Annotated in this window: 11 protein-coding genes; 1 reads left to right on the top strand and 10 read right to left on the bottom strand. The window is 73.6% G+C overall.

Going from position 1 to position 16,242, the window contains the following annotated elements; translation table 11 throughout:
* Window positions 1-158: 158 nt before the first annotated feature.
* Entirely contained in the window at window positions 159-1,100 is a 942-nt protein-coding gene (locus tag K2224_RS26530; RefSeq protein WP_221909939.1) for an SDR family oxidoreductase, read from the top strand.
* Here K2224_RS26530 and K2224_RS26525 read toward each other — a convergent pair.
* The 10 genes from K2224_RS26525 to cobT form a co-directional block, all read right to left on the bottom strand.
* The gene (locus K2224_RS26525; protein WP_221909009.1) at window positions 1,052-2,146 is read right to left on the bottom strand and encodes a YafY family protein; all 1,095 of its coding nucleotides are present in this window, start codon (window positions 2,144-2,146) and stop codon (window positions 1,052-1,054) included. The two genes, K2224_RS26530 and K2224_RS26525, sit on opposite strands and share 49 nt — an antisense overlap.
* Before the next feature lie 298 nt (window positions 2,147-2,444).
* Window positions 2,445-5,132, bottom strand: coding sequence for a pyruvate dehydrogenase (acetyl-transferring), homodimeric type (gene aceE / locus K2224_RS26520; protein ID WP_221909008.1), 2,688 nt, complete (start codon window positions 5,130-5,132; stop codon window positions 2,445-2,447).
* Window positions 5,133-5,516: 384 nt separating this feature from the next.
* Window positions 5,517-6,140: a GntR family transcriptional regulator gene (locus K2224_RS26515; RefSeq protein WP_221909007.1), complete on the bottom strand. Its 624-nt coding sequence runs from the start codon at window positions 6,138-6,140 to the stop codon at window positions 5,517-5,519.
* A 210-nt stretch (window positions 6,141-6,350) separates the two neighbouring features.
* Window positions 6,351-8,108, bottom strand: a complete 1,758-nt coding sequence (sucB, locus tag K2224_RS26510; protein ID WP_221909006.1) for a 2-oxoglutarate dehydrogenase, E2 component, dihydrolipoamide succinyltransferase — start codon at window positions 8,106-8,108, stop codon at window positions 6,351-6,353.
* 53 nt (window positions 8,109-8,161) lie between these two features.
* Window positions 8,162-9,550, bottom strand: coding sequence for a dihydrolipoyl dehydrogenase (gene lpdA, locus K2224_RS26505; protein ID WP_221909005.1), 1,389 nt, complete (start codon window positions 9,548-9,550; stop codon window positions 8,162-8,164).
* 359 nt (window positions 9,551-9,909) lie between these two features.
* Entirely contained in the window at window positions 9,910-11,454 is a 1,545-nt protein-coding gene (locus tag K2224_RS26500; RefSeq protein WP_221909004.1) for a leucyl aminopeptidase, read from the bottom strand.
* Window positions 11,455-11,646: 192 nt separating this feature from the next.
* Entirely contained in the window at window positions 11,647-12,444 is a 798-nt protein-coding gene (locus K2224_RS26495; RefSeq protein WP_221909003.1) for an adenosylcobinamide-GDP ribazoletransferase, read from the bottom strand.
* Window positions 12,445-12,493: 49 nt separating this feature from the next.
* Window positions 12,494-13,222, bottom strand: coding sequence for a hypothetical protein (locus tag K2224_RS26490; protein ID WP_221909002.1), 729 nt, complete (start codon window positions 13,220-13,222; stop codon window positions 12,494-12,496).
* On the bottom strand, window positions 13,219-15,051 hold the full coding sequence (locus K2224_RS26485) for a phosphatidylglycerol lysyltransferase domain-containing protein (protein WP_221909001.1): 1,833 nt from the start codon (window positions 15,049-15,051) through the stop codon (window positions 13,219-13,221). The genes K2224_RS26490 and K2224_RS26485 overlap by 4 nt, the downstream gene beginning before the upstream one ends.
* 106 nt (window positions 15,052-15,157) lie before the next feature.
* Complete coding sequence (gene cobT / locus K2224_RS26480; protein ID WP_221909000.1) at window positions 15,158-16,204, bottom strand: nicotinate-nucleotide--dimethylbenzimidazole phosphoribosyltransferase; 1,047 nt, start codon at window positions 16,202-16,204, stop codon at window positions 15,158-15,160.
* Window positions 16,205-16,242 lie beyond the last annotated feature (38 nt).

Here is a 16,242-nt window from a genome sequence, read left to right as displayed (position 1 = left end):
TGTCAGGGTCGCCCTGCAACGACCGCACAGCAGGCAGCAGCGAGGAGCGAGACGTGACGGCGCAGGAGAAGGCGGCGCAGGAGAAGACGGCGCAGCGGGGGGCGGAGGACGGGCGGACGGTCGCCGCGGCACCCGGCGGGCGGGCGCCCGGGGGTGATCTGACCGGGCGGGTGGCGCTGGTCGCCGGCGCCACCCGGGGCGCGGGCCGGGCGATGGCGGTGGAACTGGGCCGGGCCGGCGCGGTGGTCTACGTCACCGGCCGCACGACCCGGGAGAACGTCAGCGAGGTCGGCCGGCCCACGGAGACCATCGAGCAGACCGCGGAGCTGGTCGACGCGGCGGGCGGCACCGGGATCGCGGTGCCCACCGACCACCTGGAGCCGGAGCAGGTCAGGGCGCTCGTCGAACGCATCGACCGGGAGCAGGGGCGGCTGGACGTCCTGGTGAACAGCGTCTGGGGCGGCGACCGGCTGATCCAGTTCGACACCAAGGTGTGGGACCTGGACCTGGCCGGCGGACTGCGGATGTTCCGGCTCGGTGTCGACACCCACGTCATCACCGGCCACTTCGCGCTGCCGCTGCTGATCCGGCGGCCCGGCGGACTGGTCGTCGAGGTCACCGACGGCACCGCCGACTTCAACCGCACCTACCGCGACAGCCTCTGCTTCGACATCACCAAGAACGTCCCGCACCGGATCGCCTTCGGACTCGCCGCCGAACTGCGCGAGTACGGCGGCACCGCGGTCTCGCTGACCCCGGGCTTCCTGCGCTCCGAGGAGATGCTGGACCACTTCGGCGTCACCGAGGAGACCTGGCGCGACGCGATCGCCCGGGAACCGCACTTCGCCATCGCCGAGTCCCCGGCCCTGATCGGCCGCGCGGTACGGGCCCTGGCCGCCGATCCGGACAAGGCGCGCTTCAGCGGCCGGTCGCTCTCCAGCGGTCAGTTGGCGAAGGAGTACGACTTCACCGACACGGACGGCACCCGGCCGGACTGCTTCGGCTACTTCGCGGACGTGGTGCTGGGCGGCAAGGACGCGAGCCCGGAGGACTACCGCCGGGGCGGGTCCGGACCGGCGGCCTCCTCAGCCGGGGCGTAGAGCGCGGCGGCGCGGCGGGCGGCCGCCGCGAACCGCTCCCGCAGCCCGGCGGGCGCCAGCGCCTCTGCCTCCGGGCCGAGCGCCAGCAGCTGGGCGTAGGCGACCTCCTCGGACTCCACGGCGAGGGTGACCGTCAGCCACCCCCGGGCATCGGGCCCGCCACCGGCCGTCGCCCGCTCGACGGCCTCCCGGGCCGCGGCCGGCTCGGTGACGTAGGGAAGTTGCAGGACGCCGCGCGGGGAGAGCCGGAGCACCACCTCCGCGCGCAGCAGCGACCGCCGGAACTGCTCGGCCCGCTCGGCCCAGAAGGCGGGCAGGTCGAACTCCGGATCGCGGACGAAGCGCCCGCCGCCCGCCGCGTCCCCACCCGGGCCGCCGCCCCAGGGGGCGTCCGGCGGGCGGTGCGGCTCGGCGGCGGTGAACCGGTCGACGCGGTACACCCGGAAGCCGGCCGTCGCCGCCGCGGGCCCCTCGGGCGGCTCGGCCACCCGGGCCGCCAGATACCAGACGCCGGCCTTCAGCACGAGGCCGTAGGGCTCCAGCTCCCGGGACACCTCGTGGCCCGCGCGGAGATAACGGGCCGTCAGCCGACGGTCGTCCCACACCGCGTCGGCGATCACCGGCAGCAGCGCGGGCGTCTCCGGATCGTGGTACCAGCGCGGCGCGTCCAGATGGAACCGCTGGGCGGCGCCCGACGCGGCGTCCCGCAGCTCCGGCAGCAGCGCGGCGGAGACCTTCAGCCGGGCCGCGGACGCGACGTCGGCCAGGCCCATCTCGCGCAGCGCGGAGGGCACTCCGGACAGGAAGAGCGCCTCCGCCTCGCTGCGGCCCATGCCCGTCAGCCGGGTGCGGTAGCCGCCTATCAGGCGGTAGCCCCCGGAGCGGCCGCGGTCGGCGTAGACCGGCACGCCGGCCTCCGAGAGGGACAGCACGTCCCGGGCGACGGTGCGCTCCGAGACCTCCAGCTCCCGCGCCAGCTCGCCGGCCGTCATCGACGGCCGCGACTGGAGCAGCAGCACCATTCTGATCAGCCGTGCGGCACGCATGGATCCATCATGCGGGGCACCACTGACAACGCCCCGCCGCTCTGTGCGCCGCGGATCGCGGCACACAGAGCGGCAGGCGGAGCGCAGAACGAAAAGGGTCCCGTGCGAAGACCCCGGGCGCGGAAGGTGGCCTTCGCACGGGAGATCGTGGGCGGGCGGCACCCGGTGTCGGCCGGGACCGCCCGCTCCGGTGCAAGCACCGTTCCCCAAGCTCTCAACTCCGTTCGAGCAGGGGAGGCCCCATTTCACTGGAGCGGTTGGCGCCGCGCCGCCTTGACGGCCTGTCGAGGGCCCGGGCTCACAGCCCGTAGCGCTCGCGGGCCTCCTTGACCGCTTCCGGCTTGACGTCCCCGCGCCGGGCCAGGGCCGCCAGCGCCTGGACGACCACCGACTGCGGGTCCACGCCGAAGTGCCGGCGGGCCGCCTCGCGGGTGTCGGACAGACCGAAGCCGTCCGTCCCGATGGAGGTCCAGTCCTGCTCGACCCACGGGGCGATCTGGTCCGGGACCGCCCGCATCCAGTCGCTCACCGCGACGACCGGGCCGGGCGCACCGGCCAGCGCACGGGTCACGTAGGGGATGCGGTCCTCGCCCTCCAGGCGGGCCGCGTCGCACTCCAGGGCGTCGCGGCGCAGCTCCGTCCAGGACGGCGCGGACCACACGTCCGCCGCCACGCCCCAGTCGGCGGCCAGCAACTGCTGCGCCTCCAGGGCCCAGTGGATCGCGGTGCCGGAGGCCAGCAGCTGGAGCCGCGGGACCTCGGCGCCCCCGGGGGCACCCTCGACGGAGCCGGCCTCCTTGAAGCGGTAGAGGCCCTTGAGGATGCCCTCCTCGACGCCCTCCGGCATCGGCGGCTGCACCTTGGTCTCGTTGTAGACCGTCAGGTAGTAGAAGACGTCCTCCGCGTCCGGACCGTACATCCGGCGCAGGCCCTCCTTGACGATCACGGCCACCTCGTAGGCGAACGCCGGGTCGTACGAGAGCGCCGCCGGGTTGGTGGAGGCGATCAGGTGCGAGTGGCCGTCGGCGTGCTGGAGGCCCTCACCGGTCATCGTCGTGCGGCCGGCGGTGGCGCCGATCACGAAGCCGCGGCCCAGCTGGTCGGCGAGCGCCCAGAACTGGTCGGCGGTCCGCTGCCAGCCGAACATCGAGTAGAAGATGTAGAACGGGATCATCGGCTCGCCGTGCGTCGCGTACGACGTCGCGGCGGCGGTGAAGTCGGCCAGCGAACCGGCCTCGGTGATCCCCTCGTTGAGGATCTGGCCGTTCCGGGCCTCCTTGTACCAGAGCAGCTGGTCCCGGTCGACCGGGTCGTAGGTCGCGCCCTTGGGGGAGTAGAGGCCGGCGGTCGGGAAGAGCGACTCCATGCCGAAGGTGCGGGCCTCGTCCGGGACGATCGGGACCCAGCGCTTGCCGGTCTCCTTGTCCCGCATCAGGTCCTTGACCAGCCGGACGAACGCCATGGTGGTGGCGATCTCCTGGCTGCCGGAGCCCTTCTTCAGCGCGTCGAAGTTCTTGTCGGCGGGCATCGGCAGCGGCTTGGCCACGACCTGGCGGGCCGGGGCCGGGCCGTCCAGGGCGGCGCGCCGGGTGCGCAGGTACCGCATCTCGGGGGAGTCCTCGGCCGGGCGCCAGTACGGCACCAGGTCGCCCTCCAACGCGCTGTCCGGGATGGGGAGTTCGAGCAGGTCCCGCATGGTGCGGAACTCCGCCATCGTCAGCTTCTTCATCTGGTGGTTGGCGTTGCGGGACTCGAAGCCCGTGCCCAGGGTGTAGCCCTTGACGGTCTGCGCCAGGATGACCGTCGGCGCGCCCTTGTGCTCGACGGCGGCCTGGTACGCGGCGTACACCTTGCGCGGCTCGTGGCCGGCGCGGGAGGTCTGGAACAGCTCCAGCAGCTTGGCGTCGGAGAGCTGCGCGCCGAGCGCCTTCAGGGCGTCGCTCGCGCCGAAGAAGTGCTCGCGCAGATAGGCGGCGTCGCGGGTGGCGTACGTCTGGAACTGCGCGTCCGGGGTCTCGCGCAGCCGCTGGAGCAGCACGCCGTCGGTGTCGAGCGCGAAGACCTCGTCCCACGCCCGGCCCCACAGGGCCTTGACGACGTTCCACCCGGCGGCGCGGAACTGGGCCTCCAGCTCCTGCACGATCTTGAAGTTGGGGCGGACCGGGCCGTCCAGGCGCTGGAGGTTGCAGTTGATGACGAAGGTGAGGTTGTCCAGCCCCTCGCGGCCGGCCAGCGCCAGCGCGGCGGTCGACTCCGGCTCGTCCATCTCGCCGTCGCCGAGGAACGCCCACACGTGCGAGTTGGCGGTGTCCTTGATGCCGCGGTGCTCCAGGTAGCGGTTGAAGCGCGCCTGGTAGATCGCGGAGAGCGGGCCCAGGCCCATGGAGACGGTGGGGAACTCCCACAGCCAGGGCAGCCGCCGCGGGTGCGGGTACGAGGGCAGGCCCTCGCCGCCGGCCTCCTGGCGGAAGTGGTCGAGCTGGTCCTCGGTGAGCCGGCCTTCGAGGAAGGCGCGGGCGTAGATGCCGGGGGAGGCGTGGCCCTGTATGTAGAGCTGGTCGCCGGAGCCGTCGCCCTCCTTGCCGCGGAAGAAGTGCTGGAAGCCGGTCTCGTAGAGCCAGGCCGCCGACGCGAAGGTCGCGATGTGGCCGCCCAGGCCGAGCTTGGAGCCGCGGGTCACCATGGCCGCCGCGTTCCAGCGGTTCCAGGCGGTGATCCGGGCCTCCAGCGCCTCGTCACCCGGGAAGGCGGGCTCGGCGGAGGTCGGGATGGTGTTGACGTAGTCCGTCTCCAGCAGCGAGGGCAGGTCGGTGCCCTCGGTGTGGGCGGTGTGCTCCAGGGCGCGGCGCATCAGGTACGCGGCGCGGTGCGGGCCCGCTGCCTTGGCGACGGCGTCCAGCGACTCGCGCCACTCGGCCGTCTCCTCGGGGTCGCGGTCCGGGAGCTGGTCGAGCTGGCTGTACGGCAGGCGCACGGGATCGGGCATGGGTGGCCCCTTTCCGGACGGGTGGGAATGCGAGTTCGGCAGGCATTCGGCAGGCAGGGGTGTCGCGCCCCGGGAATCGACGATAACTCTCTGATCGATGATCGATCAACGTCGAAGGGAGGAAAAACCGCAGGTCGGCACGGGGTGCCGCAATTCGGGGCACGGCGTGCCAGCTCCGGAGTCCGCCTCCGTTACGCCCCGGAGCGCCCCCGGCACGCCCCGGAGCCGGCGACCGCTCCCGAGGTCCGGAGGCCGACTCCGCCGCCCCTCGTCACACGCCGACGGGCGACCCCGCGGAACACTCCGCGAGGCCGCCCGCCGACGCCGCCCGTGCTGTCCGTGCCGTCTGCGCTGCCCGTGCCGTCTCCGTCCCCGGTACGCGCGTCAGACCCGCGGCGCGCAGCTCAGCACATGCGCCTTGAGGAGCGCGCCGATCCGCGGGTCGCGCCGCCGGAACGCGTCCACCAGCTCCTGGTGGTCCTGGGCGTGCGAGCGCGGCTCGGGGCTGAACCAGCGGATCGACAGCGTCGTCCAGACCTCGACGCCCAGCGACTCCCAGGTGTGCAGCAGCACGGCGTTCCCGGCCGCCCGCACGATCTCCCGGTGGAAGGCCACCGTGTGCCGCACCTGGGCCTCGCCGTCGCCCGCCGCGTCGGCCTCCCGCAGGGCCGCCACCTCGCGCTCCAGCGCCGCGGTGTCCTCCGCCAGCCGGCCCGCCGCCAGCTCCGCGGCGACCTGCTCCAGCCCGGCCCGGACCGGGTAGCTCTCCTTGAGGTCGTCCGCGGTGAGATTGCGCACCCGGACGCCCTTGTTCGGCGCCGACTCGATCAGCTGGAGCGACTCCAGCTCCCGCAGCGCCTCCCGCACCGGCGTCTGGCTGACCTCCAGCTCCACCGCGATCCGCCGCTCCACGATCCGCTCGCCCGGCTGCCAGCGGCCGCTGACGATCCCCTCCAGGATGTGCTCGCGGATCTGTTCGCGCAGCGAGTGGACGACGGGCGGGGTCATGAGGTGCTCCTTCAGAGCGGATCGGGCCGCGAGACGTGGTGCCGGGGCCATTATCGCCGGACGCGGACGTGCCAAAGGGCCGGCCCCGGCTCGTCGGAACGAACCGGGGCCGGCCCCTGGGTGCAACTGCCTTTTCCCTGGCGGGAGTCGGCGTCGGAGACCGCTTTCGGTCTCGTTGCGATCCTCGGTCGCTGCGAGAGCGACCGCCGCTCAGAGACCGATCTCGGTCTCGAACTCCGCGGCCTCCAGGATCTGCTTGACCGTGGTCAGGTAGCGGGCCGCGTCGGCGCCGTCCACCAGACGGTGGTCGTACGACAGGGCCAGGTAGGTCATGTCGCGGATGGCGATGGTCTCGCCGAGGTCCGGGTGGTTGATGACCACCGGGCGCTTGACGGTGGCACCGATGCCCAGGATGCCGACCTGGTTCGGCGGCACGATCACGGTGTCGAACAGGGCGCCGCGCGAACCGGTGTTGCTGATGGTGAAGGTCGCGCCGGACAGCTCGTCCGGGGTGATCTTGTTGCCGCGGACCTTGCCGGCCAGCTCCGCGGTCTTCCGGGCGATGCCGGCGATGTTGAGGTCGCCCGCACCCTTGATGACCGGGGTCATCAGGCCCTTCTCCGCGTCCACCGCGATACCGACGTTCTCGGTGTCGAAGTAGGAGATGGTGCCCTCGTCCTCGTTGATCCGGGCGTTGACGACCGGGTGGGCCTTCAGCGCCTGGACTGCGGCCTTGACGAAGAACGGCATCGGGGAGAGCTTGACGCCCTCGCGCTGCGCGAACGCGTCCTTGGCCTTGTTGCGCATCCGCATGATCGCGGTGATGTCCACCTCGACCACGGAGGTCAGCTGCGCCTGGCCGTGCAGGGCCTTCATCATGTTGTCGCCGATGACCTTGCGCATCCGCGGCATCTTGACGGTCTGACCGCGCAGCGGCGACGCCTCGATGACCGGAGCGCCGGCCTTGGCCGGGGCGGCGGCCGGCGCGGCCGGAGCCGGGACGGCGGCCTTGAGGGCCTCGGCGGCGGCGATGACGTCCTGCTTGCGGATCCGGCCACCGACACCGGTGCCCTTGACCGTGGCGAGGTTCACGCCGTTCTCCGCCGCGAGCTTGCGGACCAGCGGGGTGACGTAGGCGCCGTCCGCCTCACCGGCCGCCGGGGCGGGGGTGACAGGGGCGGGCGCGACCGGAGCCGGAGCCGGCGCGGGGGCCGGGGCGGCCGGTGCCGGGGCGGCGGCCGGGGTGGCGGCCGGGGTGGGCGCCGGAGCCGGGGTGGGCGCCGGAGCCGGGGCGGGCGCCGGAGCGGCCGGAGCCGGCGCGGGGGCCGGAGCCGGGGCGGCCGGAGCCGGGGCGGCGGCCGGAGCCGCACCCTTGACGCCGATCACCGCGAGCTTGGCGCCGACCTCGGCGGTCTCGTCCTCGGCCACCAGGATCTCCAGCAGGGTGCCGGAGGTCGGGGCGGGGATCTCGGTGTCGACCTTGTCGGTGGAGACCTCGAGCAGCGGCTCGTCCTCGGAGACCTCCTCGCCGACCTCCTTCAGCCAGCGGGTGACGGTGCCCTCGGTGACGCTCTCGCCGAGGGCGGGGAGGAGCACGTCGGTGCCCTCGGCACCGCCCGCGGGGGCGGCGGCGGGGGCCTCGGCCACGGGGGCCGGGGCCGGCTCGGGCTGTGCGGCCGGGGCCGGGGCCTCGGCGGCGGCCGGAGCCGGCGCGGCCGCCGGGGCGCCGCTGCCGTCGTCGATGATGGCCAGCTCGGCGCCGACCTCCACGGTCTCGTCCTCGGCCACCTTGATGGAGGCCAGAATGCCGGACGCCGGAGCCGGAATCTCGGTGTCGACCTTGTCGGTCGACACCTCCAGCAGCGGCTCGTCGGCCTCGATGCGCTCGCCCTCGGCCTTCAGCCAGCGGGTGACGGTGCCCTCGGTGACGCTCTCGCCGAGCGCCGGCAGGGTTACGGAAACCGCCATGGTTTCAGTTGCTCCTATCGCAAGTACGGATGTGGTCGCGCCCGGGACTGGGGTCAGTCGTGGGAGTGGAGGGGCTTGCCGGCCAGGGCCAGGTGGGCCTCGCCGAGCGCCTCGTTCTGCGTGGGGTGCGCGTGGATGAGCTGCGCAACCTCGGCCGGCAGGGCCTCCCAGTTGTAGACCAGCTGGGCCTCGCCGACCTGCTCGCCCATACGGTCACCGACCATGTGGACGCCGACCACGGCACCGTCCTTGACCTGGACGAGCTTGATCTCGCCCGCGGTCTTGAGGATCTTGCTCTTGCCGTTGCCCGCAAGGTTGTACTTCAGCGCCACGACCTTGTCCGCGCCGTACAGCTCCTTGGCCTTGGCCTCGGTGATGCCCACCGACGCGACCTCGGGGTGGCAGTACGTGACGCGCGGGACGCCGTCGTAGTCGATCGGGACGACCTTCTGGCCGGCCAGCCGCTCCGCCACCAGCATGCCCTCGGCGAAGCCGACGTGGGCGAGCTGGAGGGTGGGGACGAGGTCGCCGACGGCCGAGATGGTCGGCACGTTGGTCTGCATGTACTCGTCGACCAGGACGTAGCCGCGGTCCATCGCGACGCCCTGCTCCTCGTAGCCGAGACCGGCGGAGACCGGACCGCGGCCGATGGCGACCAGCAGCACCTCGGCCTCGAAGGTCTTGCCGTCGGCGAGGGTGACCTTGACGCCGTCGGCGGTGTACTCGGCCTTGTCGAAGAAGGTGCCGAGGTTGAACTTGATGCCCCGCTTGCGGAAGGCCCGCTCCAGCAGCTTGGAGCTGTTCTCGTCCTCGACCGGGACGAGGTGCTTGAGGCCCTCGACGACGGTGACGTCGGTGCCGAAGGACTTCCACGCCGAGGCGAACTCGACGCCGATCACGCCGCCGCCCAGGATGATCGCGGACTTCGGGACGCGGTCGAGCGTGAGCGCGTGGTCCGAGGAGATGATGCGGTTGCCGTCGATCTCCAGGCCCGGCAGCGACTTCGGCACGGAGCCGGTCGCGAGCAGGACGTGACGGCCCTGGACCTGCCGGCCGTCGACCGCGACCGAGGTCGGGGAGGACAGCCGGCCCTCGCCCTCGATGTAGGTCACCTTGCGCGAGGCGATCAGACCCTGCAGGCCCTTGTACAGGCCCGAGATGACCTCGTCCTTGTACTTGTGGACCGCGTCGATGTCGATGCCCTCGAAGGTGGCCTTGACACCGAACTGCTCGCTCTCACGAGCCTGGTCCGCGATCTCGCCGGCGTGCAGCAGAGCCTTCGTGGGGATGCAGCCGTTGTGCAGGCAGGTGCCGCCGACCTTGCCCTTCTCGATCAGGGCGACGTCGAGACCCAGCTGCGCCCCGCGCAGAGCGGCGGCGTAACCGCCGCTGCCGCCACCGAGGATCACTAGGTCGAAAACGGTGCTGGCGTCGTTCGCCACGTCACGTCCTCCATGCATGGGTGCGCCGGAGCCGGTCTTCGGTGACCGGTCCGCGGCTGTTGTTCGGCCGCTTTAACTCGGCCCTGGGTAAGGGGGGCCCTGTCCTGCCGAGAACCCATCTTCGCACTTGTTCCACGAAGGCGGGACGCGGGGCCGGGCTGTGGACGGCCGATCAGCCGCCTCGTCGGGGTCGGTGGACCGCACGAACAGGTACGGCGGCGCGTAGCGCCACCTGGGAAGGGGGGTGGGTGACGGGTGGGCGGATTTCGTCGAGGGCGAACACGTCGTGGCAAGCCTACGACGGCCCCGGGCGCCGCCCGGGGCCGTGCCGCACCTCCGACCGGGCCGACCGGCCCGGGTCAGCCCAGGTCGCCCTCGGCGGTCCGCTCGGCCAGCCGCACCAGGGTGCGGACCGAGGAACCGGTGCCGCCCTTGGGGGTGTAGCCCCAGGGTCCGCCCTCGTGGAAGGCCGGGCCGGCGATGTCCAGGTGCGCCCAGGGGATGCCCTCGCCGACGAACTCCTTCAGGAAGAGGCCGGCGACCAGGCCGCCGCCCATCCGCTCGCCCATGTTGGCGAGGTCGGCGACCGGGGAGTCCATGCCCTTGCGGAGGTGGCCGGGCATCGGCATCGGCCAGGAGTCCTCGCCGACCTCCTCGGCGATCTCGTGGATCGAGGTGCGGAAGGCGTCGTCGTTGGCCATGATCCCGAAGTGGCGGTGGCCCAGCGCCAGCACCATCGCGCCGGTGAGCGTCGCCACGTCCACGATCGCGTCCGGCGACTCCTCGGAGGCCCGGGTCAGCGCGTCGGCCAGGACGAGCCGGCCCTCGGCGTCGGTGTTGAGCACCTCGACGGTCTTGCCGCTGTACATGGTCAGGACGTCGCCGGGGCGGGTGGCGGCGCCGGACGGCATGTTCTCGGCGAGCGCCAGCCAGCCGGTGACGTTCACCGGGAGGTCCAGCCGGGCGGCGGCCACGACCGCGGCGAACACCGCGGCGGCGCCGCTCATGTCGCACTTCATGGTCTCGTTGTGGCCGGCCGGCTTCAGCGAGATGCCGCCGGAGTCGTAGGTGATGCCCTTGCCGACCAGCGCCAGCGTCCGCTCCGCGTCCGCGTGCGTGTGCGCGATCCGCACCAGCCGCGGCGGCGCCTCCGAGCCCTGGCCGACGCCCATCAGACCGCCGTAGCCGCCCTTCTTGAGCGCCTTCTCGTCCAGTACCTCGACGGTCAGGCCGAACTCCTTGGCGGCGGCCTGGGCGTGCGCCGCGAACTGCTTGGGGTCCAGCGCGTTGGACGGGGTGTTGATCAGGTCGCGGGCGCGGTTGATCTCCGAGGCCAGCACCTGGGCGCGCTCCGCGGCGGCCTTGAACTCCTTGTCCCGCGGCTTGCCGCCGAGGACGGTGGCCTCGCCCAGCGGCGCCGACTTGGCGTCCGCCTTGCGGCCCTTGGCGGCCTTGCCGTTCCCGCCGTCGCCGCGGAAGGCGGTGAAGGCGTACGCGCCCAGCAGAGCGCCCTCGCCCACCGCGGCGGCCGCCCCGGCGTGCTCGACCGGCAGCGCGAAGGCGGCCTTCTTGGTGCCGGTCAGCGCCCGGGCCGCGCTGCCCGCCGCGCGGCGCAGCGCCTCGTGGTCGTAGGACTCGCCCTTGGCCGGGGCGTCGCCCAGGCCGACCGCCAGCACGACCGGTGCCTTGATGCCGTCGGCCGCGGGGAGCTTGGTCACCTCGCCCTCGGCGCCACTCGCGCCGAGGGTCTCCAGCACGGCGGCGAGCTTGCCGCCGAACGCCTTGTCCACGGCCTCGGCGCCGGGGGCGACCACGACGCCCTTGGCGCCCTTCGCCGCGCCGACGACGACGGCATCCGCACGCACCGTTGCGGCGGAAGAAGTACTGAGGGTCAGTGCAGTCACGGTGATGAAAGTCCTGTTCCGTCCGGGGAATCCGTTTCGCGCGTACGCGCTGCTGCGGCCGAGCCTACGCTCGGTGGCGCCGCCCGGCCCGGCCGGTTACGGCACCGGCACCTGACGGGGCGTCGCCCGCATCCGGACGTTCCCCGCAACTCGCCCGGGAGGCAAGGGGGTTGACGTCGGTCCCGGTGGTGTTCAGCCAAGAGTGAGCAGTACCAACGCGGTGAGCCCGGCGCACTCGGCCAGCGCGCCGAAGACATCGCCGGTCACCCCGCCGAACCGCCGCCGGCAGTGCCGCAGCAGCAGTTCCCCGCCGGCCAGCCCCAGCAGCGCGGCCGCGCCCGCGTGCAGCGCGCCGTACGGGCCGCCGGCCGCCGCGCCGAACGCCGCGCAGCCGGCCGCCACCAGCGCCGCGCAGCCCGCCGCGGCCGGCACCGGGACGGTCCCGGCGACCGCCGCGCCCAGCCCCTCCGGCCGGGCCGCCGGCACCCCCGCCCGGGAGGCCAGGGTCAGCGCGCCGCGGGCGGTGACCGCCGCCACGACCGCCCCGGCGGCGCCGGCCGCCCAGCCCGCCGCGTACAGCCCGGACAGCGCCGCCACTTGGGCGAGCAGCGTGAACAGCAGGGTGATGACGCCGAACGGCCCGATGTCGGACCGCTTCATGATGCGCAGCGCCTCCTCGGCCGGCCGGGCGCTGCCCAGGCCGTCCGCGGTGTCCGCGAGCCCGTCCAGGTGCAGGCCGCGGGTGAGCACCGCGGGCACCGCGGCGCTGCCGGTCGCGGCCAGCAGCGGGCCGCCGCCGAGCAGCAGCACCCCGCCGAGCGCCGCCGCGCACAGGCCGACCACCAGCCCGGCCACCGGCGCGCACAGCATCCCGCCGCGCGCCGCGGCCCGGTCCCAGCGGGGCACCCGCACCGGCAGCACGGTCAGCGTGCCGAACGCGAAGCGGAGCCCGTCGAGGGGCGAGGCGGGGGAGGGGGCGGTGTCGGTCACCGCGGCAGCGTACCCGGGGACGCCGGGCGGCCCGCCGGTCCGGGGCAGGTCACCAGGCGTGGCCCCGGCCCCGGGTGTACTGGGCGTCGTACGGCTTGAGCGGCCGCCACCAGTCCCATGCCATGCACAGCGCCAGCACCACCAGCACCGCCGCGACGTGCTCCTTGCCCGCCAGGTTGTTCTTGATGAACACCACCTCGACGACCATCGCCACGACCACCGCGGCGCAGGTCAGACGGGCCCGGTAGCGCCAGCAGACGACCACCGCCAGGCCGACCACGGCCGCCGACGGGCCGGTGTCGACGACGAACTTGTCGGAGTCCGGCAGCCCGATCGGGCTGTCCGGGCCGATCCACAGGCCGATCCGGGCGTACATCGTTCCCGCGAGCGTGGCCGTGTAGGCGACCAGCAGCGTCTGCCACCGGCCCAGGCAGATCTCGGCGATCCCGAAGACCACCAGGATCTGCGCCAGCGCGCCCCACACCGGCAGGTCCAGGGCCGGTACGAACAGCGACAGCGGGGTGCGCAGCAGCGCCAGCCACAGGTGCTCGTACGCCTGGACCGAGCCGATGTCCTGGACGGCGTGGTAGCCCCAGGACTGCTTCTGGACGAAGTGGAAGGTCAGAGTCAGGCACACCGCGGTCAGGGTCAGCGGGATCGCCCGGAGCCGGCGGGCCACCAGCGCGGGCCACACCGTCCACAGCAGCCGGCCCCACTCGGCGCGGACCGCGCGTCGTATGCCGGACGCCGTCCCCCGCCCTCTGCCGGGGGCGCTCATCTGCCCTTCTCCAGCTGCTTGCGGTTCAGCCACTTCGGCAGCCCGGGCGCTTCGAGGAAGCCCTCGGCGCGGGCGGCGGCCAGGCCGATCCGCAGCACGTCGGTGCTCTTCTCGAAGAGCATGTAACGAGGTTCCCAGACGGGCCGGTATTTCGCGTTGGCGCGATAGAGCGATTCGATTTGCCACCACCGGGAGAAGAAGCCGAGCAGGGAGCGCCACAACCGCAGCACCGGGCCCGCGCCGAGCCGCGACCCCCGTTCGAAGACGGAGCGGAACATCGCGAAGTTGAGCGAGAGCCGAGTGATCCCCACCTCGTCCGCGCGCTGGATCAGCTCCAGCACCATGAACTCCACGAGCCCGTTGTCGGAGTCCCGGTCGCGCCGCATCAGGTCCAGCGACAACCCCTCGGTCCCCCATGGGACGAAGCTCAACAGGGCCCGCAACCGGCCCTCGGCGTCGGTGCATTCGAGCATCACGCAGCGGCCGTCCGAGCGGTCGCCCAGCCGTCCCAGCGCCATCGAGAAGCCCCGCTCGGTGTCCCCGTCGCGCCAGTCATCCACCAGGCGCACCAGGTGCGCCATCTCGTCCGCGGGGATGTCCGCGTGCCGCCGGATACGGACGGCGTAGCCGGCCCTTTGCACGCGGTGGTACGCCTGCCGCACGCTGCGCATGGCCCGGCCGCCCAGGGTGAACTCCGCGGTCTCCACTATCGCCTCGTCGCCCAGCTCCAGCGCGTCCAGCCCGTGCCGGGCGTAGATCGTGCCGCCCTCCTCGCTCGCGCCGATCACCGCGGGTGCCCAGCCGTGCTCCCGGGCCTCGGCCAGCCATCGGTCGATCGCCCCCGGCCACGCCTCCGGGTCGCCCAGTGGATCGGCGGAGGCCAACGAGACCCCGCCGACCACCCGGTACGTCACCGCCGCCTTGCCGCTGGGGGAGAACACCGCGCTCTTGTCCCCGCGCAGCGCGAAGTACCCCAGCGAGTCCCGGTCGCCGTGCCGGTCCAGCAGCCCGCGCAGCCGCTCCGCGTCGTCCGCGGTGATCGGGTCGATGGTGCGCACGGACCGGAACGCGGCCCACAGCACGGCCGCCAGCAGCACCGCGCTGAGCACGTTGATGGTGCCGTTGACCCAGTTCGGGGTGGCGATCCCGGGGAATCCGCGGTCGTCGGCGGCGAGCGAGACCAGCCGCAGCAGGCCGTACCGCCAGCGCTCGGCGAACGTCGAGGCGTCGGCGGACTGCGCGGCGGCAGCCGCTCCGGTGAAGGGGGCCTCCCCTGCTCGAACGGAGTTGAGAGCTCGGGGAACGGTGCTCGCACCGGGCGCGTTGGTGAGCGTCACCAGCAGGGCCGCCAGCAGCGAGGCGACCAGCAGCCCGCCGGCCGCGGTGAGTGCCGCCAGCTTCGGGTTGGCCCGGTCGCCCCGGGCGTAGAACTCCCGGCGCCCGGCCAGCAGGGACGCCGTGAACGCCAGCGTCAGCGCCAGCGAGACCCAGTTCTGCGGCCGCGCCCGGTAATCCGGGTCGAGTGTCATCAACACGGCGACCAGCAATAGGAAGAGCCCGGACAGCACCACGTTCAGGATCCACGCCGCCCGCTTCCGCCGCCGCAGCGTCACCGCCAGGAACAGCGAGAACGCGGCCGAGGCGAAGCCCGCGGTGAGCAGGTACGGGGTGAAGAGGTCCGCGGCGTTGTGGCGCCGGATGTCGTTGCCGAGCGACACCCACACCGCCCCGAGGACGTTCACGAGGGCGACGGCGCGCAGGTACCAGACGCCGAACGCGGCACCGCGGCGTGCCCACCGGCCGCGGGGGAGGTCTTCCTCCGGACTCAAAGCGATCTCTCCCGAAAAAACGTGCAAAAGCGATCTTACGGGGAGCCGTCGCCGGGCCGGCCGGGTGCCGTCGCGGACGGGCGGTGCGCGGGCGCGCCCGGTGGTGTCAGTCGTGCACCGGGAGCTCCGCCGCCAGGGCGGCGGCCGCCCGTACCAGCGGCAGCGCCAGCAGTGCCCCGGTCCCCTCGCCCGCTGTGACGCCGTGATCGAGCAGAGGGTTGAGCGCGATCCGGTCCAGCGCCTTGGCCTGCGCGGGTTCGCCGCTCGCCTGTCCCGCCACCCACCAGTCCGGCGCCCGGAACGCCACCCGCTGCGCCACCAGCGCACAGGCCGCGGACACCACACCGTCCAGGATCACCGGGGTGCGGCGGACCGCGCACTGCAACAGGAAGCCGGTGGCCGCGGTGAGGTCGGCGCCGCCGACGGTCGCCAGCAGCTCCAGCTGGTCGCCGAGGACCGGCCGGGCCCGGCGCAGCGCGTCCCGGATCGCCGCGCACTTGCGCATCCAGGCCAGGTCGTCGATCGGCCGGCCGCCGCGTCCGGTGACGACCGAGGCGTCCGTCCCGCACAGCGCGGCGATCAGGGTGCCCGCCGCGGTGGTGCCGCCCACGCTCAGATCGCCCAGCACGACCAGGTCGGTGCCGGCGTCCGCCTCCTCGTCGGCGATCGCCACACCGGCCCGGAACGCCGCCTCGGCCTCCGTGAGGGTCAGCGCGTCCTCGACGTCGATCCGCCCCGAGCCGCGGCGCACGCGGTGCCGGGTGACCTCCGCCGGCAGCTCCGCCGGGTCGCAGTCCACCGCCATGTCGACCACCCGCACCGGCACCCCGGCGGAGCGGGCCAGCACCGCGGCCGGGCTCGCCCCGTCCAGGACGGCCCGCACCAGGTCGCGGGTGCCGCCGGCCGGCCGGGCCGAGACGCCCAGCCGCGCGACGCCGTGGTCGCCCGCGAACAGCAGCGCCCGCGGCCGCTCGACGGGCCGCACCGGCACCTGCTGCTGGACGGCGGCGAGCCAGCCGCCGAGGTCGTCCAGCCGCCCCAGCGCGCCGGGCGGCACGGCCGTCCGGGCCCGCCGCTCCTCGGCGGCGCGGCGGACATCGCCGTCGGGGCGCTCGATCAGTTGGGCGAAGTCATCGAGGTTCAGGGCGCTCATTGGGCGCAGATTACCGGCAACGGCGCGCCGGCGGGGCG

The sequence above is a fragment of the Streptomyces sp. BHT-5-2 genome, assembly GCF_019774615.1.
GTDB lineage: Bacteria > Actinomycetota > Actinomycetes > Streptomycetales > Streptomycetaceae > Streptomyces.
Note: the sequence above shows the minus strand (reverse complement) of the source record. Positions and strands in the feature narration are given on the sequence as shown.